Annotated in this window: 23 protein-coding genes; 15 read left to right on the top strand and 8 right to left on the bottom strand. The window is 38.8% G+C overall.

Going from position 1 to position 21,479, the window contains the following annotated elements:
- The 4 genes from AC1DPQ_RS00905 to arsB form a co-directional block, all read left to right on the top strand.
- A partial coding sequence (locus tag AC1DPQ_RS00905) for an ArsR/SmtB family transcription factor (RefSeq protein ID WP_477607541.1) occupies positions 1 to 297 on the top strand: 297 nt, incomplete at its 5' end.
- A 47-nt stretch (positions 298 to 344) separates the two neighbouring features.
- Positions 345 to 902 (top strand): DUF6428 family protein, encoded by a 558-nt coding sequence (locus tag AC1DPQ_RS00900; protein ID WP_477607539.1) that lies wholly within the window; start codon positions 345 to 347, stop codon positions 900 to 902.
- A gap of 19 nt (positions 903 to 921) precedes the next feature.
- The gene (locus AC1DPQ_RS00895) at positions 922 to 1,341 is read left to right on the top strand and encodes an arsenate reductase ArsC (RefSeq protein ID WP_477581969.1); all 420 of its coding nucleotides are present in this window, start codon (positions 922 to 924) and stop codon (positions 1,339 to 1,341) included.
- 1 nt (position 1,342) lies between these two features.
- Positions 1,343 to 2,410, top strand: a complete 1,068-nt coding sequence (gene arsB, locus AC1DPQ_RS00890; protein WP_477607538.1) for an ACR3 family arsenite efflux transporter — start codon at positions 1,343 to 1,345, stop codon at positions 2,408 to 2,410.
- A 252-nt stretch (positions 2,411 to 2,662) separates the two neighbouring features.
- On the opposite strand, the gene AC1DPQ_RS00885 is transcribed toward arsB, so the two are convergent.
- The 3 genes from AC1DPQ_RS00885 to AC1DPQ_RS00875 all read right to left on the bottom strand — a co-directional run bounded on the left by AC1DPQ_RS00885 (position 2,663) and on the right by AC1DPQ_RS00875 (position 5,370).
- A complete protein-coding gene (locus AC1DPQ_RS00885; protein WP_477581966.1) occupies positions 2,663 to 3,514 on the bottom strand; it encodes an SDR family NAD(P)-dependent oxidoreductase in 852 nt (283 codons plus the stop codon).
- 19 nt (positions 3,515 to 3,533) lie between these two features.
- On the bottom strand, positions 3,534 to 4,376 hold the full coding sequence (locus AC1DPQ_RS00880) for an SDR family NAD(P)-dependent oxidoreductase (RefSeq protein ID WP_477581965.1): 843 nt from the start codon (positions 4,374 to 4,376) through the stop codon (positions 3,534 to 3,536).
- A gap of 82 nt (positions 4,377 to 4,458) precedes the next feature.
- Entirely contained in the window at positions 4,459 to 5,370 is a 912-nt protein-coding gene (locus tag AC1DPQ_RS00875; protein ID WP_477607536.1) for a helix-turn-helix domain-containing protein, read from the bottom strand.
- Positions 5,371 to 5,494: 124 nt separating this feature from the next.
- Here AC1DPQ_RS00875 and AC1DPQ_RS00870 point away from each other — a divergent pair, with 124 nt between their 5' ends.
- Genes AC1DPQ_RS00870 through fabF form a run of 5 tightly spaced genes read left to right on the top strand, consistent with a single transcriptional unit; the run spans position 5,495 to position 8,885 of the window.
- Entirely contained in the window at positions 5,495 to 6,082 is a 588-nt protein-coding gene (locus AC1DPQ_RS00870) for a TetR/AcrR family transcriptional regulator (RefSeq protein ID WP_477581961.1), read from the top strand.
- Positions 6,083 to 6,120: 38 nt separating this feature from the next.
- Positions 6,121 to 6,606, top strand: a complete 486-nt coding sequence (locus AC1DPQ_RS00865) for a PaaI family thioesterase (protein WP_477581959.1) — start codon at positions 6,121 to 6,123, stop codon at positions 6,604 to 6,606.
- A 14-nt stretch (positions 6,607 to 6,620) separates the two neighbouring features.
- Positions 6,621 to 7,391, top strand: coding sequence for an SDR family oxidoreductase (locus AC1DPQ_RS00860; RefSeq protein ID WP_477607534.1), 771 nt, complete (start codon positions 6,621 to 6,623; stop codon positions 7,389 to 7,391).
- A gap of 13 nt (positions 7,392 to 7,404) precedes the next feature.
- Positions 7,405 to 7,623 carry a DUF2798 domain-containing protein gene (locus tag AC1DPQ_RS00855; RefSeq protein ID WP_477581955.1) on the top strand — a complete coding sequence of 73 codons (219 nt, stop codon included), beginning with the start codon at positions 7,405 to 7,407 and terminating at the stop codon, positions 7,621 to 7,623.
- An 11-nt stretch (positions 7,624 to 7,634) separates the two neighbouring features.
- Complete coding sequence (fabF, locus tag AC1DPQ_RS00850) at positions 7,635 to 8,885, top strand: beta-ketoacyl-ACP synthase II (protein ID WP_477607532.1); 1,251 nt, start codon at positions 7,635 to 7,637, stop codon at positions 8,883 to 8,885.
- Positions 8,886 to 9,201: 316 nt separating this feature from the next.
- On the opposite strand, the gene AC1DPQ_RS00845 is transcribed toward fabF, so the two are convergent.
- Entirely contained in the window at positions 9,202 to 9,852 is a 651-nt protein-coding gene (locus AC1DPQ_RS00845; RefSeq protein WP_477584003.1) for a YceH family protein, read from the bottom strand.
- 174 nt (positions 9,853 to 10,026) lie between these two features.
- Between AC1DPQ_RS00845 and AC1DPQ_RS00840 the strand changes: the two genes are divergently transcribed.
- The 3 genes from AC1DPQ_RS00840 to AC1DPQ_RS00830 are packed head-to-tail and all read left to right on the top strand — an operon-like array spanning position 10,027 to position 13,756.
- Positions 10,027 to 10,650, top strand: a complete 624-nt coding sequence (locus tag AC1DPQ_RS00840; protein ID WP_230149977.1) for a (2Fe-2S)-binding protein — start codon at positions 10,027 to 10,029, stop codon at positions 10,648 to 10,650.
- Positions 10,647 to 11,630, top strand: a complete 984-nt coding sequence (locus AC1DPQ_RS00835) for an FAD binding domain-containing protein (protein WP_477607530.1) — start codon at positions 10,647 to 10,649, stop codon at positions 11,628 to 11,630. The genes AC1DPQ_RS00840 and AC1DPQ_RS00835 overlap by 4 nt, the downstream gene beginning before the upstream one ends.
- Before the next feature lie 2 nt (positions 11,631 to 11,632).
- The gene (locus tag AC1DPQ_RS00830; protein ID WP_477607528.1) at positions 11,633 to 13,756 is read left to right on the top strand and encodes a xanthine dehydrogenase family protein molybdopterin-binding subunit; all 2,124 of its coding nucleotides are present in this window, start codon (positions 11,633 to 11,635) and stop codon (positions 13,754 to 13,756) included.
- A 280-nt stretch (positions 13,757 to 14,036) separates the two neighbouring features.
- Here AC1DPQ_RS00830 and AC1DPQ_RS00825 read toward each other — a convergent pair whose 3' ends face one another.
- The 4 genes from AC1DPQ_RS00825 to AC1DPQ_RS00810 form a co-directional block, all read right to left on the bottom strand.
- Positions 14,037 to 15,650, bottom strand: coding sequence for a S8 family peptidase (locus AC1DPQ_RS00825; protein ID WP_477583996.1), 1,614 nt, complete (start codon positions 15,648 to 15,650; stop codon positions 14,037 to 14,039).
- A 156-nt stretch (positions 15,651 to 15,806) separates the two neighbouring features.
- On the bottom strand, positions 15,807 to 16,403 hold the full coding sequence (locus tag AC1DPQ_RS00820; protein ID WP_477583995.1) for a DUF4142 domain-containing protein: 597 nt from the start codon (positions 16,401 to 16,403) through the stop codon (positions 15,807 to 15,809).
- Between the two features lie 70 nt (positions 16,404 to 16,473).
- Complete coding sequence (locus AC1DPQ_RS00815) at positions 16,474 to 16,914, bottom strand: GNAT family N-acetyltransferase (protein WP_477583994.1); 441 nt, start codon at positions 16,912 to 16,914, stop codon at positions 16,474 to 16,476.
- Between the two features lie 96 nt (positions 16,915 to 17,010).
- Entirely contained in the window at positions 17,011 to 17,502 is a 492-nt protein-coding gene (locus AC1DPQ_RS00810) for a YajQ family cyclic di-GMP-binding protein (protein WP_477607526.1), read from the bottom strand.
- A gap of 76 nt (positions 17,503 to 17,578) precedes the next feature.
- Here AC1DPQ_RS00810 and AC1DPQ_RS00805 point away from each other — a divergent pair, with 76 nt between their 5' ends.
- The 3 genes from AC1DPQ_RS00805 to AC1DPQ_RS00795 all read left to right on the top strand — a co-directional run bounded on the left by AC1DPQ_RS00805 (position 17,579) and on the right by AC1DPQ_RS00795 (position 21,250).
- A complete protein-coding gene (locus AC1DPQ_RS00805; RefSeq protein WP_477583992.1) occupies positions 17,579 to 18,208 on the top strand; it encodes a hypothetical protein in 630 nt (209 codons plus the stop codon).
- A gap of 100 nt (positions 18,209 to 18,308) precedes the next feature.
- Entirely contained in the window at positions 18,309 to 20,369 is a 2,061-nt protein-coding gene (gene ppk1, locus AC1DPQ_RS00800) for a polyphosphate kinase 1 (RefSeq protein WP_477607524.1), read from the top strand.
- Positions 20,369 to 21,250: a Ppx/GppA phosphatase family protein gene (locus AC1DPQ_RS00795; RefSeq protein WP_029275244.1), complete on the top strand. Its 882-nt coding sequence runs from the start codon at positions 20,369 to 20,371 to the stop codon at positions 21,248 to 21,250. Before ppk1 ends, AC1DPQ_RS00795 begins: the two co-directional genes overlap by 1 nt.
- Positions 21,251 to 21,479 lie beyond the last annotated feature (229 nt).

Here is a 21,479-nt window from a genome sequence, read left to right as displayed (position 1 = left end):
GAGCAGAATCAAATGGCAGCGTTATTAAAAGCGATGGCTCATCCTGCGCGGATTGCGATTCTTCAGCGTATCCTTAAATCGAATACCTGTATCTGTGGCGATTTAGTTGAGGAACTCGGCTTAGCTCAGGCTACTATTTCTCAGCATTTAAAAGAACTTAAAAATGCAGGTATTATACAAGGCACTATCGAGGGGGTGAGTATTTGCTATTGTATAGAACCTAAAACCTGGAAGTTATTACAAACACAGTTGGGCGATTTCTTTGCCTCATATAAAGGCGGCCAGAACTGTTGTTAAAAATTTTTTATTTAAATCAATCGTTAAATTGCAATATTATGATCAATATGTCTTCAATAACATGGAGCAGCTTTAAGGCTAATCTTCAGCAGCATCCAGAATTGGTATTACAGTTTCAATATGCTCCAGGCAAGTGGGTAAATGCCAATTATCACATCACTGAAATTAAACAGGCGCCGATTGTTTCGGTAGATTGTGGAGGCGTAATGAACGCCTGGACTGAGATTATTGTACAATTATGGGAACCTACCGAACAAGAAACGGGTAGGGCCATGCAGGTGAAAAAAGCACTATCCATTATCAATCTGGTAGAAAGCAAACTGCCGTTAAACCCCAATGGAATTGTGAAAATTGAATTTGGCAATTCTGCGTTCGATACGAGGCAAATGTTTCCAGGTGAATTTAAAATTGATGGGGAAAACCTGATTTTGGATCTAACACCTGATGCTACCCAATGTAAAGCGATTAACCGTGGCGGAAGCTGTGGTACCACCGAAATTGGTGAAGAATGTTGTGCGCCTGCTCAGCCGATAAAGCAAAAGGTCGAATTGGTTAATCTAGCAGCCAGTCAAAATAGTTGTTCTCCAGGAAGTGGATGTTGTTAATGATTCAAAAGTTATAGGAATGAAAAATGTATTGGTGCTTTGCACCGGAAATAGTTGCAGAAGTCAACTGGCAGAAGGCTATTTGAAACATTTCGCCCAAAATAAGGCCAAAATTTACAGCGCTGGTATCGAAGTTCATGGCGTTAACCCTAGGGCGATAAAAGTAATGGCTGAAGATGGAATCGATATTTCAGGACAAACCTCTAACAATATCGAGGAGTATTTTGATGTTCCTTTCGATTATGTGATTACCGTTTGCGATCATGCGAAAGAAAGTTGTCCATATTTCCCAACGCAGGCTATAAAAATGCACCATAATTTTCCCGATCCTGCAAAAGCCGTAGGTACAGATGAAGAAATTATGGCCGAATTTAGAAATACAAGAGATCTGGTAAAGGTTTATATGGAAGATTTTGTAAACAAAAACCTGAAAAGCTAATATGTCTGCAGATATTTGTGCCCCGGCAGCTCAAAGAAAACATCTAAGCTTTTTAGATCGTTATCTAACATTGTGGATTTTCTTAGCCATGTTATTAGGGGTGGGCTTAGGTTTTTTGTTCCCATCATCAGCAGTCTTGATCAATTCATTTTCGAGCGGGAGTACAAACATTCCTTTGGCCATCGGATTGATCCTGATGATGTATCCGCCTTTAGCAAAAGTTAAATACCAGAATTTAGGCGAAGTATTTAAAAATGTAAAAATATTAAGCGCTTCGCTTGTTTTAAACTGGATAATCGGCCCGATTCTGATGTTTTTCCTGGCCATTGCATTTTTACATGATTATCCCGAATACATGGCTGGCTTAATTATGATCGGCCTCGCCAGGTGTATTGCGATGGTGGTGGTATGGAATGAGCTTGCCGATGGGAACCGCGAGTATGCAGCTGGTTTAATTGCCCTGAACAGTATTTTTCAGGTATTGCTTTACAGTGTATTTGCCTATTTTTTTATTACGGTTTTACCACCCGTTTTTGGTTTAAAAGGCCTTTCTGTATCAATTTCCATTGCAGAAATTGCAAAGAGTGTAGGGGTTTATCTTGGGATTCCGTTTGTACTCGGTATTTTAAGTCAAAAAGTACTGATCAAGTGGAAAGGCGATGAATGGTTTTATTCCACTTTTGTACCGATGATTTCTCCTATAACCTTAATTGCTTTGTTATTTACCATTGTAGTGATGTTTAGTTTGAAAGGAGAATTAATTGTGCAAATTCCGTTTGATGTACTGCGAATTGCTTTACCCTTGGTGATTTATTTTGTGATCATGTTTGTGATCAGTTTTTTTGCGGGCAGGTATTTTGGAGCCGATTATGGCAAAAGTACCGCTATTGCATTTACGGCAACTGGTAATAACTTTGAATTGGCTATCGCTGTGGCTATAGGTGTATTCGGTATTCATTCAGGGCAGGCATTTGCCGGTGTAATCGGTCCGTTGGTTGAGGTACCAGCATTAATTGCACTGGTTAACCTGGCGCAATGGTTTAGGAAGAAGTATTTCAAAGAGTTGTAAGAGCCTGTTGAAATTTCATCCAATTATTTACTTATCTAACATTTCTATCACACTGAGCGGAGTCGAAGTGTCTTTAATATATCAAAAAAGGGTTTTTTACTAACCTACCATTAACAGACTCCAAAAGAAAAATCGTCATCTCGACTGAAACGCAGTGAAATGGAGAGGTTTATCCAGACAGATTTTGCTTCGCAGAGCTTTCGGGTTCTCGGCTTCGCTGCACTCCGCTCGAAATGACGATTGCTCTAGATATTACGCATCAATCTCATCAAAATTAGTGGCAGTTGCCAGATATTTCCAATTGGCCATATCCCTTTGTACGTCTGCAATTTTTGCATCAGCTACCTGATAAGCATCAGGCCCTAAGAATAAATGGAGCGGTGGGTTTTCACTTTTCGAAGCTTCAATAATTACCTCAACTGCTTTGGCCGGATCGCCTGGCTGTTGGTTATTGATGTCGTTCTGATGTGCCGCTTGCGAGTCGCGTACCTCTTTGTAGGCATCAATTGGTTTATTCGGTACCGCTAATGATCCTGCAGTTAGGAATGCCGTTCTGAAATAACCCGGCTCTACAATCGTTGCTTTGATTCCCATCGATTTTACTTCAGCCGCTAACGATTCGGTAAAACCAACGACCGCAAATTTTGTAGCGCAATATATTCCGAAACCAGGGAAGTTACCTGAAAAGCCACCGATTGAAGAAATATTGAAAATGTGACCTGATTGTTGTTTTCGCAATTGAGGAAGTACTTTTCTGATGACGTTTAACGAACCAAAAACGTTTACATCAAAATTTTGACGTGATTCTTTATCGCTCAATTCTTCTAAAGCACCAAGCATGCCATAGCCTGCATTGTTTACCACCACATCAACCTGACCGAATTTGCTGATCGTTTGGCTAATTGCCGCTTCTACACTGCTTTCGTCGATTAAATCAACAGCTAGTGGTAAAAAGTTTTCATGTTCACCAACTGCGTTAATTAAATCGTTCAGGTTTCTTGAAGTTGCAGCAACGCTAAGGCCATTGCTTAATAATGTTTTTACTAATGTAAGTCCCAGGCCTTTTGATGCGCCTGTTACAAACCATACTTTTTGATTTTCCATAATGTTTTTGTCTATTGAATTAATTTTCGTCGAAATCCGTTGAAATTGTAATGGCTTTCCAGTCTCTAAATTCCTTTTGTAGTGATTCTAACTTGTTGTTTGCTCTTTGAAAAGCGTCGTTCCCTAAAAGTAAATGAAGGGGTGGATTAGGCATACTTGCCAATGAGATCATTGCAGCAGCAGCTTTCTCCGGGTCACCGATCTGTTGACCGTCCATTTTTAGGTATTTGCTGTGTATTGCCCGCACTTCTTCGTATTCTGCAATTGGATTGGCAGCCAAAATCAACGAATCAGTAGTTAAAAAACTGGTTCTGAATGCGCCGGGAGCCACAACAGTTACTTTTATGCCAAATTCTTTTAGGTCTTCTGCCGATACTTCTGACAATGCAATCACAGCCGATTTTGCCGCTGCATATACTGCCCAGCCTGTTGCGCCTGCAATACCTGCAATTGATGCAATGTTGATGATATGTCCGGCTCGTTGTGCCCTTAAATAAGGTGAAGCTTTTCTGATGACATTCAGTGTTCCGAAAACGTTAACATCAAAACTGTTGCGTGTTTCTGCATCGCTAAGCTCTTCAATACTGCCTCCGATTCCGTAACCTGCATTATTGATGACCACATCGATTCTTTCGAATTTTGTAATAGTCGTCTTTATCGCATTCTCAACGCTTTGTTCATCGGCGAGGTTAACGGCTAGAGGAAGGAATTTTCCGCTATCATTATTTACTGCTTTTTTAAGTTCACTGATATTTCTTGATGTGGCCGCAACATATTGGCCAGCATTTAGCAACTGATGAACCAAACTTAATCCTAAGCCCTTTGAAGCTCCGGTAATAAACCAAACTTTTTTCTTGCCCATAGTTTTTTCCTTTTTGTTAAGACAAAATTACAGTGCAAATGGATTCGTTTTATTACGTTAATCAAACTTATGATTACGAAATTCAAACAATTCGGTAAGAAGTAGGGGTGTGGTTAGTTAGTTTTTTAAAAAAGTTATTAAAATGGGTAGGCTCTTCAAAACCAAGGCAATAACCTATTTCTGATATATTCCAGTYGGTATGCTTGAGTAAAGCTTTAGCTTCGCTTAATAAACGCTCAGTAATATAATGTGTGGTGGTTTTGCCAGTGGTTTCTTTAATTGCACGGTTTAAGTGGTTTACATGTACCGAAAGTTGCGAAGCATAATCTTTGGCTGAGCGCATGGTAAGCCTTTGCGTAGTTGTTTCGATGGGGAATTGACGCTCTAATAACTCCGTAAAGACAGAAGTGATCCTTGTATTGGCATCAGTATGTTTAAATAGTGTTTCAGATGGTTGTGTTTTTAGCGCAAAGTGTGTAATCTCAGTAATATAGTTTCTGAGCAGGTCGTATTTATAGACGTAATCGGTATTGATTTCCTCGAACATTTTATCGAAAATGCTTTCTATTTGAGCATCTTGTTTTTCATTTAAAATATACGCCGGTTTCCCGCCAGGTACGAACATGGGTAAATCACCAATGTTTCCGCGGATCTTTTCGGTAAAAAAAGCTTCTGTAAAAATACAAAAATAGCCTGTCACCTCGCTTTGTTTACCACTGGCCAATTCCCATGTATAAGGTACAAGCGGATTGAAGAAGATTAGAGCCGTTCCATTAATCTCAATGCTTTTGTCTGCATAGTGGTAAACATTATGTCCGCGGGTAAGGCAGATTTTGTAATAATCCCTACGGTTATAACTCATTGGCTTATGATCATCCTTTAAACAATCTTCTAACTTGAAAACGTTAAAGTGCCCCACGCCGTTTTGTAGGTTGTCTGGTAAGAAACTAAATTTGTTCTGGTAAAAATCTTCAATTGTCTCCGGCTTGTTCATAAATCAAAGTTACAAAATTCAAACGTAAATTAAATTACTGTAATTAAAAGGAGATTTCGATGATAAAAATATTTGCATTAAATATACCGATTGGTATATATTTGCATCGTCAATTTAAAAGAGCATGACTAAGGCAGAAAAAACAAGAAATTTCATTGTAGAGAAAACCGCACCTATTTTTAATATGAAAGGTTATGCAGGCACTTCTTTAAATGATATTACTGCTGCCACGGGTTTAACCAAAGGCAGTATTTACGGTAACTTCGCCAATAAGGATGAAGTGGCGCTGGCGGCTTTTGATTATAACCTGAAAAATGTTTCATCAAGGATAGATGCTGACATGAACAAACAGGTCAGCGTAAAGGATAAGCTTTTGGTGTACATCAATATTTACCAGAAATTTATCGATGGTTCTGTATCAGAAGGAGGTTGCCCTGTTTTAAATACTGCTGTTGATGCTGATGATACCCATCCCGAATTGCGGGAAAAAGTTTTGAAAGCAGTTTTAGGCTGGAAAAATAAAATTGCTAAACTGGTTGAATCAGGTATTTATGCCAAAGAAATCAATGCAGATCACAATCCAGAGCAGGTTGCGCTAACAATTATTGCTATAATAGAAGGCGGCATTATGATTTCGAGGTTGACCGCAAAACCTGCACACTGGAATTTAATTATGGACTCATTAAAAAAATATATCAATAGCCTCAGCTAAAAATTTTTAAACTAAAATATACCGATTGGTATTTTATTATGAAAAGAACCAGAATAATAACTTGGGAAGACCCAATGAAAGGAGCGAAGGAAGCTATGCAGATGGATGGTGTTGATTATCTGCAGGCCATGAGCGATCATAAATTTCCGCTGCCGCCATTATTACATACCTTGGATTTTAGTGTAAGCCTGATCGAAAAGGGCAATGTGGTTTTCGAATTTACACCTCAAGAGTTTCATTACAACCCAATTGGCACTGTGCATGGCGGGGTAATCACTGCTATTTTAGATTCTGCTATGGGCTGTTCGGTCCATTCGCTTTTACCTGTGGGAAAAGGATATACCACTTTAGAGCTGAAGATAAATTTCCTGAAAGCTGTTACCATCCAAACCGGGAAACTAAAAACCGTAGGGAAGGTGATCAACCTTGGTGGACGTACCGCCTTGGTAGAAGCGCAATTAATTGATGAAAATAATAGCGTTTATGCTCACGCGGTGAGCACTTGTTTAATCTTAAAATTTTAAAAAAAAAATATAAAATGAAAACTTCACAAAATACCGTTTTATTGATCGGCGGAACAGCTGGTATCGGTTTAGAAATTGCAAAACAGTTGACTGCTTTAGATAATCATGTAATTATTACTGGTAGAAACCAGGAACGACTAGATGCAGCTGCTGCATCATTACAAAATGTAACCACCATTCTTTCTGATGTAAGCAAGGCTGAGGATGTAGATCAATTGGTAGCCCGCATCAAAGCTGATTTCCCTCAATTAAATATCGTGATCAATAATGCAGGAAGAGCAATCCTGTACAATTTAGCTGACCCCAATGAAGATGCTTTTGCGAATGCAGAAGATGAAATGTTGACCAATTATTTATCAATTATCAGGATCAATCAAAAATTGTTGCCTGTTTTAAAAGCACAGCGCGAATCAGCTATCGTAAACGTTTCATCTATTGTGGCTTATGTTCCCGGAGTTACTTTGCCAACTTACGCGGCCAGTAAAGCAGCATTACATTCTTACAGCACTTCGTTAAGGTTAAGTTTAGAAGAAACTGCTGTTAAGGTTTTCGAATTGATGCCACCATTGGTGGATACTGAATTCTCAAAAGAAATTGGCGGTCATAACGGCATTAAACCATCGGTTGTTGCAGATGATCTGTTGGYGGCTTTAGCCAATGATGAGTTTGAAATCAGGGTAGGTGATACTGCAAAGATTTATGAGTTGTTCAGACAATCGCCGGTTGATGCTTTAAATGTGATGAATGCAAATAGAAAAGCCTGGACCGATTCTGTTCAAAATTAATCAGATAACTGGAATGAAAAAGAAGGTGGCATTTGCATTTATTATGGCGGTTTTTACTACAGGAATAGTTACTTTCGCGGCCATAAGTGTTAATCTTGGATTTACATCGATCTTTATGAAGGTTTGGTTAAAATCATGGGGCATTTCTTACATTGTAGCCATTCCTGCTATATTAATTATTGCCCCACGCGTACAATCATTGGTCGATTATTTATTCAAGGATATTGACTAAAAATTAAAAAAATGAAAAGAGTAGTAGTAACAGGTTTAGGTGCAATAACACCGCTTGGTAATACCGTTGAGCAATTCTGGCAACAGATATTGACCGGAAAAAGTGGCATCGGTCCCATTACAAAATTTGATGCCAGTAAATTCAAAACCCGTTTTGCGGGCGAGGTGAAGGATTTTAATCCTGAAGAATACCTGGAGAAAAAAGAAATTAAAAAGTACGACCTTTTTACCCAATATGCAATCGGATCGAGCGATCAGGCGATAAAGGATGCAGGATTAGATTTTGCTGCAATGACCGATGATCAATTGGCTGAAGTTGGCGTAATCTGGGCAACCGGAAATGGCGGGATCGGTACTTTTGAAGCGCAGTTGGAAGAATTTCATGCAGGTGATGGAACACCAAGGTTTAATCCTTATTTCATTCCAAAAATGATTGTCGATATTGCCGCCGGAGCCATTTCCATCCGTCATAAATTGCGTGGACCAAATTATTGTACCGTATCAGCCTGTGCATCATCTAATACTGCCATTATCAATGCTTTCGATACCATTCGTTTAGGAAAAGCAAGTGTAATGATTGCCGGTGGTTCTGAAGCTGCGTTGACCAAGTCATCTGTAGGTGGCTTTAATGCTGCTCAGGCTCTATCTAAAAATAACGAGGATCCACAAGGGGCTTCTAAACCTTTTGATGCCGACAGAGATGGTTTTGTAATGAGCGAAGGTGCAGGTGCATTGATTTTAGAAGATCTGGATCATGCTTTAGCACGTGGTGCCCACATTTATGCCGAAATTATTGGTGGTGGAATGGCCGCTGATGCATATCACCTAACCGGAACCCCTCCTGATGGGATCGGTGCGGCTTTGGGTATGACAAAAGCTTTAAAAGATGCTGGAATTACTGCTGATAAAATCGATTATATTAATGCACACGCCACTTCAACCGGATTGGGCGATTTAAGTGAATTACAGGCGATTAATACTGTATTCAAAGGTTTACCAGTCGTAATTGGTGCAACTAAATCGATGACGGGTCATTTGCTTGGTGCTGCCGGAGCGGTTGAAAGTGTAATCAGTGTTTTATCGATCAGAGATAATGTGGTACCGCCTACTATTAATACCAAAAATCTTGACGAAAACATTCCAAAAGGATTGAATTTTGTGTTGAGAGAAAGTATTAAAAAGGAGATCAATTATGTTTTAAATAACACTTTTGGCTTTGGTGGTCACACCGCGAGTACTATCTTTAAAAAGTATGAGGCTTAATTGATTTTGTTATTCTCAACCTGATTGGGAATTTTTAAAGTGTTTGGTTAATCGCCAAGCACTTTTTTTGTTTTAGATAGGTTTAAATCGTGTCGTCATCTCGACTGGAGTGAAATGGAGAGACCTATTTTTTCAGGGTACAAAAATTAAAACTATACTGGTCTTAGCGTCTCCCTAAGACCTAATAATTTTCTGCCACGGAAACACAGAAGCACGGAAAATGTAATATAACAGTCTTCAATTACGCTCAGACCAACAATCACTTTGGGTTATGCCAATGGGTTAGAAACCAATGAACCAATGCCTAATGACCCCATTATTTATCCATCAATAAATTAACAAGCTCTTTCAATTCTTCAATTTCCAGTTCTAGTTTCTCTATTCTGTTTTCCAGTTCAGTAGGATCAAATTGCGGGGTGCTTATTGTTTCGGTTTCAGGTTCTGAAGTAGTTTCGGCCTGTTCGCCTAAAAGATGAACAAAACGAGCCTCTTTTTGACCAGCTTTTTTTGCCAGTTGTTTTACAAATGCTGGTTCTTCATCTGATAGTTTCTGAAGCTGTTCTAAGACTTCTTCTATGCTTTCAAATTCATACAATCTTCCCGAATTGCTATTGATTTCACCAGGTGTTAGTGGTCCGCGTAAAAGCAATAAACAAATAATGGCCAACTCCGAAGGCAATAAAGGATAAACAATAGCCAGATTATGTTTGTATTTAGTTGCGCGACTTGATCCTCCTGTGGCAGTGGAGATTAAACCTTTTGTTTTAAGTTGATTTAGTGTTAAAGTTATGGTTTCTTCATCGTAATTTACCACAGGATTTCTTGAGCTTTTTTGATTACATGCAGCTGTTAAACTGTTCAAAGTCATTGGGTAATAATCGGGCGTGGTGCGGCTTTTTTCTATTAATGCGCCTAAAACACGTTGTTCTTCTGCTGATAAATCGGGTAGTGGTTTTACGTTGTCCATGTTATAAAAGTATAAATTGGTTGAACATTTTGGAAATTATTTTGTTAATGATTTATTTCTAATGAGTTATATAAAAATACTAACGATAGAATAATTCTAAATTTCTGAATTGCTACATTCTGAGCTTTAGAATTACGAACTTAGGAGTACATCCCAATATCTAAATATCCAATTATGAAATCTTCCGATCAGAAACCAAATCAGGGTGATAGCAGGCGCGATTTTCTCAAAAAAAGTTCGGTAATTACAGCCATTGCATTAACGCCTGGCGTTGCGGTTAAAGCAGCAGAAAGTAATGCCGATGAACGTTTCGCTCAACTTTTCGAGAAAATCCCATTAAAACTTACGGTAAATAATAAAGCATATCAAACTACGGTTGAGCCGAGGGTAACGCTTTTAGATTATTTGCGTGAAGAATTACACCTAACGGGGACTAAAAAAGGATGCGACCATGGCCAGTGTGGCGCTTGCACCGTTCATGTTGATGGACAAAGGGTAAATTCATGCCTCAGTTTAGCTGTGATGAATGAGGGAAAGAAAATTACCACGATTGAAGGATTGGCCAACGGCGAAACTTTGCATCCCATGCAGGCTGCATTTATCAAGCATGATGGTTTTCAATGTGGCTATTGTACGCCGGGACAGATTATGTCGGCTGTGGCCTGTGTACGCGAAGGGCATACTGGTTCGAGAGCAGAAATAAGTGAATATATGAGTGGAAATATCTGTAGATGTGGTGCTTATCCTAATATAGTTGATGCGATTATTGAAGTTAAGGAAGGAGGCGAAAAGGTATGATCAATTTTCAATACTTAAGAACAACCACGGCAAAATCAGCAATTGCCTTGTTGGTAAAAGATAAAAACGCAAAATTCCTGGCCGGAGGTACCAACCTGATCGATTTAATGAAAAGAGGTGTTACGGCGCCCGAAAAACTCATCGATATCAATCATGTTCCATTAAAGCAGATCGAGCAGATTGGAAATAAAATCCATATTGGTGCTTTGGCTTCTAATTCTGCAGTTGCAGACAATGCGCTGATTAAAGAGAAACTGCCATTACTTTCCTGGGCTTTACAAGCGGGCGCATCTGCCCAGCTGAGAAATGTAGCTACTGTTGGTGGTAATATGATGCAGCGTACACGTTGTGGTTATTTTTACGACACCGAAATGCCTTGTAATAAGCGTCAACCCGGTACAGGCTGTGGTGCCATGGAAGGTTTTAACCGCATGCATGCTATTTTCGGGACTTCAGAGAAATGTATTGCCGTTCATCCAAGCGATATGTGCGTAGCATTAACGGCTTTAGATGCTGAAGTGTTGGTGGCCAATGCTAAAGGAGAACGTAAAATACCATTTAAAGATTTTCATCGTCTGGCAGGAGATACTCCGCAGTTAGACAATAACTTAAAAGCAGACGAAATGATTATTCGTTTGGAAATTCCGATGAATAACCTCGCTAAAAATTACCATTATCTTAAAGTTAGAGATCGGGCTTCTTATGCTTTTGCACTTGTTTCTGTAGCTGCAGCATTTGAGCTCAGCAATAATAAAATTACCGATATTCGTTTGGCAATGGGTGGAGTCGCGCACAAACCCTGGCGTTTAACAGCATCCGAAAATTTCTTAAAAGGAAAAGAAGCCACCTTATCGAATTTTGAACAGGCAGCCCAGTTGGCCATGAAGGATGCAAAAGGTTTTGGAGGAAATGACTTTAAACTTAAACTGGCACCCAATACAATAATCGAGGCGTTGAATCTTGCAAAATCTAAAGCTTAGTTATGGAAAAGAGAATTTTAAAAGACGACAACGACCGCGTAGATGGAATTTTAAAAGTTACGGGGCAAGCTAAATATTTTGCGGAATACGAACTGCCGGGTTTAACCTATGGTGTTTTGGTAACCAGTACCATTACCAAAGGAAAAATTACAGCGCTCGATACCAAGGCGGCTGAAAAAGCACCAGGTGTAATTGCTGTGATTTCGCATTTAAATAAGCCATCGGCAGCTGCTTACGAGCAGGAAGGCGGTCCACAGATGAAGATTTTTTATACCGACAAAATTTTCTACAATGGACAGCCAATCGCAATTGTAGTGGCCAATACCTTCGAAAGGGCAACTCATGCGGCATCATTGGTTAAAGCAACTTATGCTAAAGAGGATTTTAACACTGATTTTGAAAAAGCTTTAAAAGATCCTAAAGCAAAGAAACTTCAAGGTCAGGCCGACTATAAACGTGGCATAGAAAACGCTTATAAAACAGCAGAGGTGAAGCTCGAAGAAAGATATTTCCTGCCTATCGAAACACATAACCCGATGGAACTGCACGGAATTATCGCTGATTGGAGGCCAAATAACCAGCTTACCGTTTATGCCAAAACACAAGGTGTAAAAGCTACTCAGGGTACCATTGCAAATGTTTTTAAAATTCCAATGGAGAATATTCAGGTAAATTCGGAGTTTGTTGGCGGTGGTTTTGGAATGGCTTTACGCACATGGCCATTGGAAATTGCAACAGTAATGGCCTCTAAACATATTGGTAAACCTGTAAAAGTGGTGATTACCAGGATGCAAATGTTTACCATGGTGGGTAATCGGCCGGCAGCCATACAAACCATTGGTTTGGGGGCAAACAAAGATGGTAAATTAACAGGGATTACACACAGGGCTTATGGCGAAACCTCTACTTACGAGAACTTTACCGAAGGCGTGGTGAACATGGCAAAGTTTATGTACCAATGCGATAACGTAAATACGGCTTATGCCATTGTTCCGGTAGATCTTGGCGTTCCAATATGGATGCGTGGTCCAGGAGAGGCTACAGGAGCTTTTGCCCTGGAAAGTGCAATTGATGAAATGGCGCATGCTTTGGATATGGATCCATTGGATTTCAGGATAAAAAACGATCCTGAAACCGATCAACAGAAAAACAAACCCTTTTCGAGCAAAAACATTAAAGAAGCCTATAAAATCGGGGCAGAAAAAATAGGGTGGGGCAACCGGAAAAATAAGCCTGGCAGTTTGATTGAAGGACCATGGCAAACAGGTTATGGGGTAAGTGTTGGCGTTTTTAACGCCAATAGAGGTAAAGCCAGTGTGAAAGGCATTTTAAAGGCTGATGGATCGCTGCTTTTGCAAAGTGCAACCAGCGATATCGGTCCGGGAACAGGAACTGGCATGACTTTAATCGCCAATAAATTAATGAAAATTCCTGTAAATAAAATTACATTCGAATTAGGCGATTCTTCTTTGCCACCAGCGCCAAGTCAGGGCGGTTCGGCTACGTTATCTACAGTAGGTTCGGCAGTTAATGATGTTTGCGTAGCGTTAAAATCAGCCATCGCAGAACTGGCTGCAAATTCGAATATGGATGCAACGGCTAATTTTGTTGATGTTTTAAAAAAGAATAATCTTCCGCAAATAGAAGTAACCAAAGAAAGTCAAGGGGGAAAGGAAAGAGATAATTTCTCTATGTATTCGTTTTCCATTCACTTTGTACAGGTAAAGGTTCATTCGCTTACAGGCGTAGTAAAAGTGAGTAAAATCGTTTCTGTAGGCGATTCCGGTACCATTGTAAGTCCAAAAACGGCCCGAAGCCAGATGCTCGGTGGTGCTGTTGGCGGTATTGGTATGGCTTTAACCGAAGAATCGATTATCGACCACCGTTATGGAAGATATATCAATAATAATTTTGCCGATTACCATGTTCCGGTAAATGCTGATGTGCCAGAAATTGATGTGAATTTTATCAATAAGCCCGATCCTTACATTAATCCGATGGGTGCAAAGGGAATGGGTGAAATTGCGCTGATCGGTTTTTCTGCTGCTGTAGCTAATGCTGTTTTTAATGCCACCGGAAAGAGGATCAGGACATTGCCGATAACGCCGGATAAGATATTGGCTTAGTTAAGTTGTCTTTTAGTTTAATTCCAAACGCGGTTTGTCATCCTGAGCATAGTCGAAGGATCTTTACTTAGATAGATAACTGAACTTGATTTGGAATTACGAAGTGCTAATCGAAGATAATCTTATTGCTTTGGATCTACGTGCCTCGAAATGATAACCATTCAAATAAACAAAAAATGCATCCAGATTTTACATTGGGACGCATTTTTTGTTTATTTATCTTGTTAAGGGTAACAGTTTGAAGATTTTTCGCTTTCGCTCAGAATGACAAACAGAAAAATTATTTCGCAACTGCTTTACCCGAGTAAGTTGCCGCTAGCTTTAATGCATTGTAAGTATTAACAATTCCGCCACTGATACAAAGATCAGAGAATGGGATAGAAACTTTTTCTGCGTCTGGTTCTTCGCCTTTAGCATACTGTACGTTATGGTTAACTTTGGTAACCGATTTAACAATGATTTCTTTTACCTGCGCCGCTGTTAATTTTGGATAATAAGAGCGGATTAATCCTGCTAAGCCAGCTACAACAGGAGATGCCATACTGGTTCCGTCTAAATTTTTGTATTTAGAACCCGGTACAGTAGAATAAATCTGAACGCCTGGAGCAAAAACATCTACCTGGGTTTTGCCGAAATTAGAGAAACTGGCTTTTAGTGTTTCATCATCTTTAGGGCCTGAAGCACCAACGGTAATCCACGATGCAATAGTTTTCTCATCTAAATCTTTGTGGTTAGGGAAATTATTYTCTACATCGATATTTTTGTTTTCGTTACCCGCTGCCTGAACGATCAATACATCTTTAGATGCCGCATATTTCATAGCTTCATTAACGATGGCCTTGTCCCAGCTATAAGCCTTGCCAAAACTCATGTTGATTACTTTTGCACCGTTATCAACAGCGTAACGAATAGCATTAGCAACATCTTTATCCCTTTCATCACCATTTGGCGTACAACGAACACCCATAATGGCAACGTTATCTGCTACACCTAAAATACCAAGTTTGTTGGTTCTATCAGCCGCAATGATACCGGCTACGTGTGTGCCGTGCATCGCATCAGGACCTGCAACATCGTTATTGCCATAAAATTTCTCCTTAACATTGTTCGGATCATCGCCAACAATAGCGCGCGGATCATAGTCAAGATTTAAGTTGTAATTAACCTGGCGACTATAATAATCAAATCCTTCTGTAATCTGATCTTCGTAAAAATCTTTGAAGTTGCCTTTTTCTAATTGCTGGCTCAGTATATTTTGGATCCTGCCTTCAACCTCTGTAGAAGGTTTGAAGTTTTTAAAATCTTCTACGGTTGGGTTTTCTTTACCGATTTTCTTTACCACAGCATCTAAAGCTGTTTTAAAACCAGTAATACCTGCCAGATTTTCCCTGGCTTCTGCCAATTGTTTTTCTAAGTCGGCTCTTTCTGCTTTAAAAATTTCAAAATCCTTTTTATCTTTTTCTGCTACATTTGCATCTGTGGTATTGGCAAAACGTGCCTGATCGCGACGAACCAAACGGGTTAATTCTAAGGTTTCGAAGTTTACAGATTCTTTAGGGCCGCCAATAAAGTTCCAGCCATTTATATCGTCGATATAACCATTCTTATCATCGTCCTTGCCATTGCCGGTTATCTCTTTGGTATTTACCCACATAATTCGTTTTAAGTCTTCATGGGTAGCTTCTACACCACCATCATTAACTGCTACGATAACTTTAACAGATTTTTTACCTTTTAAAAGTTCTTTATATGCTTTTTCGGTACTGATTCCGAATGTACTATCACTTTTAAGATCAAGATTTTGCCAATTGGCTTTTTGCGCACTGACCAAAGTTGGTACCGCACTTACAAGCGCAACACTTAACAGCGCGCTAAAAATTCTACTCTTATTCATTTATGTATTTTTGTATTAAACGGCGAAAGTTAATTTTAATTTTTTTATTGGAAGAAATTGTATTAAAAATGATGTTTTTCACACATTTTGGTAACGAAAAAAATCCTGAAATTCATTATTCAGGATTTTGATCTTTAAAGCAAAATTTGCCTCTGTTTATTTCATATTGGCAACGATTTTTTTTGCCATTTCATCATGAGATTCGATTACACTTAAAGTGTTGCCAGCCCAGCTTTTAATTGCCTGATCGCGGTTTTGCATCCCCAGTTTAAATAAGGCTACTGTTTTTTCATGATCGGTAACCATCATAACCATATAATGTTTATCAAAAGCTGTACCCGTCATTTTCTTCATTTCATCCAAATGAATCTGATCTTCGGCCGGCAATGCATCTGGGGTGATTACTTTTTTGTTGACAGCCAAAGCTTTCAACTCTGTATTGGCTTTTGTGTGATCAGTCAACATTTTAGCGGCGAAATCTTTCACCTCAGCACTTTTGGCATTTTTCTGTGCAATCTTAGCGGCTTCAACTTCCATGATACCTCCAATTGCTGCTTTTCTTAAAAAAGTTGCACCCGCTTCATCAACACCCGATTCTGTACTTTCGGCTCCTGTAGCATGGTTGCCATTTACCATATTGGTATCGCCAGCAACACTGTCTTTTGTTGTTGCCGATTTCTTATCTGCAGTTTGACAAGCCTGAAATGAAAGCACCAGGGCAAAAGCAGTGGATAATAAAAATATCTTTTTCATGTTTTCTCTATGTTTTGATGTGTATGAAAAACAAGAGAGTTGAAAAAAGGTTTTAGCTGCTGAATGGCGATTATTCCGCTCCGTATGGATTTTTAACAACAATGGCCATTAAACGCTCCGGATTTTCAATTGGCTCGAAACCAAATTGTTTGTACAATCCGTGTGCATCTAAGGTACCGAGCCGATAAGTTCTTAATCCCTGTAGATCGGGGTGGAAGATCATAAACGACATTAGTTTTTTTGATAAGCCCAAACCGCGGTAACTTTCTTTAACGTACACATCGCAAAGCCATGCAAAGGTGGCCTTATCGGTTACCCAACGGGCAAAACCTACCTGCTCTGTTCCTTTGTAAATGCCAAAACAAAGTGAGTTTTCAATAGAACGTTTTACGGTATCTAAGGGGATGCCTTTTGCCCAATAAGATTCTACACTTAAATAATGATGTATGGCTTCGGGATCTAAAAGCTCTTTTTTATCGGAAAATATAAAACCGTTTTCGCTGATTTCCATGAGTTGAATGGTTAATCGGTTAATTGTTTAAATTGGTTAATTGTAGTAATACAGCAGTACGGTTAACCGATTAACCAGTTTAAACAGTTAAGCTTTCTAATTGCGCATATTAATAAACTGTAATGGCTGACCAAAATCTTCATTTCTACAAAGATTCATCACAGCTTGCAGATCATCGATTTTTTTTGCGGTTACTCTAACCTGATCGTCCRTAATAGCAGGCTGAACTTTTAATCCACTCGCTTTGATCTTTGCCACAACCTTTTTTGCTGCTTCCTTATCTAATCCTTCTTTAATACTGATTTCTTTTCTGATCATGTTACCGGAGGCCTGATGCTCATCGCCAAAATCTAAACTTTTCGGATCTAAATTCTGTTTCATCATCCGCGAGATAATGGAACCTTCGATTGCTTTTAATCGCATATCATCTTCAGTAACAATGGTTACCACGTTTGTTTTTTTATCCAGATCGATGGTGCTTTTCGATCCGTTAAAGTCGAATCGGTTAAGGATTTCTTTTTTAGCATTGTTAATTGCGTTGTCCAATGTTTGCGCATCAACTTTACTTACAATATCAAAAGAAGGCATGGTTTTAGCTTTAAAGTAAAAAAATAAGTAGATTTAATAGAAATTAATCCATCCTCACAAAAAAACGAAAAATAATATGAAAACCACTAAACCGAAGTCTCAAAAAAAGATCACCAAAAAAGAAGTGAAGAAACAATTGGAGCAGTCGATTACAGATAAGTTCTTAGATGTGATCAAAAGTTTAGGTCATGATGTATCGGAAATTAGTACGGAGGTAGGGAAAGCGAGTAAGCGTGTGGCTAAAAAATTAACTAAGAAGTTCACCATCGTAAAGGCAGATGTGGGACAGAAAATTGATGATTTGCTACATGCATCAAAAGAGAAAGCAAAAGCAGCGAAGAAACCAGTTGCCAAAGCGGTAAGTAAATCTGAAAGAACTGCTCAGAAAGTTGTTAAAAAAGCCGTTGCAAAGGCTAAACCAGTAGTACAAAGCATTAAGGTTGCTGCAATAGAAACAGAAGAAAAGGCAGAAAAAGTATTGGCAAAGCCAGTTATAAAAGCAAAAGAAGCAGCAAAAGAGTCGACAACAGTTGCCAAAAAAGCGGCAAGTACCGCAGGTAAAGCACCAGCAAAAGCTGCTACAGCAGTTAAAAAAGTAATAGCGCCGGCCGCTACTCCTGCAAAAGCAGCCCCTGTTGTTAAAAAAACGGTTGCTAAAACTTCAACATCGGTTAATAAAGAGACGAAAACACCTACTAAAAAATAAATTTGTTAACGTTAACGTGTAAATGAATTAACATCAATTTAACAAATTAATGTGCAGTTTTGAGCATCCCTGTTTTGGCAGGGATTTTTTATTTTTTTAAATGAGCAATAAGAAGATCCCTTTTTTAAACCGCGAAATCAGTTGGCTTTACTTTAACGAACGTGTACTGCAGGAAGCCGCCGATGAAACGGTTCCGCTGATTGAACGGATTAAATTTCTATCTATATTTTCTTCAAATTTAGAGGAATTTTACCGTGTGCGAGTGGCCACCATGACCCGGCTAACCAATCTGAACGATAAGGCTAAAGCACTTTTGGGATTTAATCCAAAGAAAATTCTGAATGAGATTAAAAATATTGTTGTAAAACAGGAAAGAAAATTCGACCAGCTTTTTCAGGCTACCCTGATAAACGAACTTGCTCAAAACAGGATTTTTATCTTAAACGATACTCAACTGAATGTAAGCAGGGGAGAATTCGTTAAAAATCATTTCAGGGATAAGATTTTATCTAACCTGGTTCCCATTATGCTGGATATGGATAAACCTTTTCCAGAACTGAAAGACCGGTACCTTTACTTTTTTGTTAAACTTTCGAAAAAGGATACAAAAATTAAAGAGAAATATGCACTGATTGAAATTCCGCCTAATTTGCCACGGTTTTTGGTCCTGCCTGAAACAAACGATTTAAAATTTATTATTCTTGCCGAAGACATTATCAGGTATTGTTTGGATGATATATTTTATGTTTTTACTTACGATAATTTAGAGGCTTATTCGATCCAGCTAACGCGGGATGCCGAATTAGATATCGATAAAAACATTAATGATAAGTTTATCGAAGATTTAAAAAGCAGTTTAGAAAAACGTAAAAAAGGAAAACCAATGCGTTTGCTTTATGATTCGGCGATGCCTTTAAATATGCTTACTGTACTGGTGAATAAACTTAAGCTTGAGGCCGAAAGTTTAATTCCGGGTAACCGTTACCATAAGTTTGGCGATTTTATTGCTTTCCCAAATGTAGGTAAAAAGGAATTGGAATATGCGCCGAATGTGCCACTGAAGGTTCACGATTTGCACAGAACCCAAAGTATGTTTAATAAAGTTGCCCAGCGCGATTATTTGGTAAATTTACCCTACCAATCGTATGACTATATTATTTTGTTCTTACGTGAAGCTGCAATTGATCCGAAAGTAACCGAAATACAGATTACTTTATACCGGTTAGCCGAAAACTCAAAAGTAATCAATGCATTAATCAACGCAGCTAAAAATGGTAAAGCAGTTTCTGTTTTATTAGAACTTAAAGCACGTTTTGATGAACAGGCTAATATTTACTGGACCAGCCGCTTAATGGAGGAGGGGGTTAAGGTAAATTACGGTTTAACCGACTATAAAGTGCACTCTAAAATTTGTTTGGTTAAACGGATTGAAAAAGACAAGCCAGTTTACTATGCAAACTTAGCAACAGGAAACTTTAACGAGAAAACCGCAGGTTTATACTGTGATCATAGTATTTTCACCGCAAAGAAAGAGATTACGAACGATCTGGTAAAACTTTTTGATGCGTTGAGCAAACGTACAGTAACTAAGGGATTTAAACACCTGATTGTTTCGCCGCTGGAGAGCCGTTCGAAACTGGTCAATTTTATTAACCGTGAAATCAGGAATGCTAAACAGGGCAAACTTGCTTACATCATGTTAAAGGTAAATAGTTTAGCGGATGAAGGAATTATTGCCAAACTTTACGATGCGAGCAATGCTGGGGTTAAAGTTCAGCTGATTATCCGTGGTATCTGCTGTCTGGTACCTGGAGTAAAGGGCTTTAGTGAAAATATTACCGCCATTAGTATTATCGATAAGTTTTTGGAGCATGCCAGGGTTTATATTTTTGGTAATAACGGTAAAAACGACATGTATTTATCATCTGCAGATTTAATGAGCAGGAATTTCGAACACCGCGTAGAGGTAGGATTCCCGGTTTTAGATCATGATGTGAAACAGGAGATACAGGATATTATCGATCTGCAACTGCAGGATAATACCAAATCAAGGCAGATTAATACTTTGAACAATAATAAATACCATAAAAACAGATTAAGTAAAAAGATAAGGGCGCAGGTAGACATCTACAACTATTTAAAAACAAAGCATCAATCATAATGTTAAGATACGCAGCTATAGATATCGGTTCGAATGCGGTGAGGTTACTCATCGCTGATATTAGCAAACAAGACGGAAAATATAAGTATAAAAAGAACACTCTTATACGTGTGCCGCTCCGGTTGGGAGATGATGCATTCTTAGATCAATATATTTCGGAAAAAAAATCTGCAGATCTGGTAAAAACCATGACTGCTTTTAAAAATCTGATGGATGTTTATCATGTTTCGGAATATTTAGCCTGTGCAACATCTGCCATGCGTGAGGCCCGTAATGGAGAAGATATTGTTAAGCTGATTAAAAAGGAAGCAGACGTTACTTTAGAGATTATTGAGGGGCAGCGGGAAGCAAATATTATTTATGCTAACCATATTGAAGAAGAGTTAGACGAAAATAAAAATTACCTATATATTGATGTGGGTGGAGGTAGTACCGAACTGTCAGTTTTTGTAAAAGGTGCTCCAGAAGCATCAAGATCCTTCAATATTGGTACAATCAGGATGCTCGATAACCAGGATAAGGAAGAAACCTGGGATGAAATGAAAGATTGGGTAAAAGAACATACAAAAGCATATAAACATTTGGCAGGCATAGGTACCGGTGGTAACATCAATAAACTCTTCCGCATGTCGGATGAGAAGGAAAATGCACCTCTGTCTTTGCAAAAGCTAAATTCGATGTATAATAAATTAACCAGTTATTCACTGAAAGAAAGAATTAATACGCTGGGCTTAAATCCCGACCGTGCAGACGTAATTATCCCGGCTTGTGAGATTTATTTAACCTTAATGAAATGGACTGGTATAAAACAGATTTATGTGCCTAAAGTGGGTATGGCCGATGGCATTATTAAGTTGTTGATTGAAGAGAAATTGGATTAAATTAAGCTACTTGATCGTCATTTCGACCGAAGTGGGAGAAATCTATCAAACAGATTTCTCTCCCGACTTAACATCGGGACTACGATGCAGTCGAAATAACGAATTTGGTTTCGAATGAATAACATCAGAAGAAAATTCTCTCCGCCTCGTCATCCTGAACTTGTTTCAGGATCTTTTTAGTCAGGAAAATCATCACAACAAAGACCCTGAAATGAATTCAGGGTTACAT

It is taken from the genome of Pedobacter sp. 01T416_2 (genome assembly GCF_056398925.1).
Note: the sequence above shows the minus strand (reverse complement) of the source record. Positions and strands in the feature narration are given on the sequence as shown.

Bases quoted from the DNA above. Each gene is read 5' to 3' on its own strand.
- fabF (WP_477607532.1), top strand. From the start codon at position 7,635: ATGAAAAGAGTAGTAGTAACAGGTTTAGGTGCAATAACACCGCTTGGT.
- AC1DPQ_RS00830 (WP_477607528.1), top strand. From the start codon at position 11,633: ATGGAAAAGAGAATTTTAAAAGACGACAACGACCGCGTAGATGGAATT.
- AC1DPQ_RS00885 (WP_477581966.1), bottom strand. From the start codon at position 3,514: ATGGAAAATCAAAAAGTATGGTTTGTAACAGGCGCATCAAAAGGCCTG.
- AC1DPQ_RS00795 (WP_029275244.1), top strand. From the start codon at position 20,369: ATGTTAAGATACGCAGCTATAGATATCGGTTCGAATGCGGTGAGGTTA.
- AC1DPQ_RS00895 (WP_477581969.1), top strand. From the start codon at position 922: ATGAAAAATGTATTGGTGCTTTGCACCGGAAATAGTTGCAGAAGTCAA.
- AC1DPQ_RS00870 (WP_477581961.1), top strand. From the start codon at position 5,495: ATGACTAAGGCAGAAAAAACAAGAAATTTCATTGTAGAGAAAACCGCA.
- AC1DPQ_RS00840 (WP_230149977.1), top strand. From the start codon at position 10,027: ATGAAATCTTCCGATCAGAAACCAAATCAGGGTGATAGCAGGCGCGAT.
- arsB (WP_477607538.1), top strand. From the start codon at position 1,343: ATGTCTGCAGATATTTGTGCCCCGGCAGCTCAAAGAAAACATCTAAGC.
- AC1DPQ_RS00880 (WP_477581965.1), bottom strand. From the start codon at position 4,376: ATGGGCAAGAAAAAAGTTTGGTTTATTACCGGAGCTTCAAAGGGCTTA.
- AC1DPQ_RS00805 (WP_477583992.1), top strand. From the start codon at position 17,579: ATGAAAACCACTAAACCGAAGTCTCAAAAAAAGATCACCAAAAAAGAA.
- AC1DPQ_RS00815 (WP_477583994.1), bottom strand. From the start codon at position 16,914: ATGGAAATCAGCGAAAACGGTTTTATATTTTCCGATAAAAAAGAGCTT.
- AC1DPQ_RS00865 (WP_477581959.1), top strand. From the start codon at position 6,121: ATGAAAAGAACCAGAATAATAACTTGGGAAGACCCAATGAAAGGAGCG.
- AC1DPQ_RS00845 (WP_477584003.1), bottom strand. From the start codon at position 9,852: ATGGACAACGTAAAACCACTACCCGATTTATCAGCAGAAGAACAACGT.
- AC1DPQ_RS00900 (WP_477607539.1), top strand. From the start codon at position 345: ATGTCTTCAATAACATGGAGCAGCTTTAAGGCTAATCTTCAGCAGCAT.
- ppk1 (WP_477607524.1), top strand. From the start codon at position 18,309: ATGAGCAATAAGAAGATCCCTTTTTTAAACCGCGAAATCAGTTGGCTT.
- AC1DPQ_RS00855 (WP_477581955.1), top strand. From the start codon at position 7,405: ATGAAAAAGAAGGTGGCATTTGCATTTATTATGGCGGTTTTTACTACA.
- AC1DPQ_RS00820 (WP_477583995.1), bottom strand. From the start codon at position 16,403: ATGAAAAAGATATTTTTATTATCCACTGCTTTTGCCCTGGTGCTTTCA.
- AC1DPQ_RS00835 (WP_477607530.1), top strand. From the start codon at position 10,647: ATGATCAATTTTCAATACTTAAGAACAACCACGGCAAAATCAGCAATT.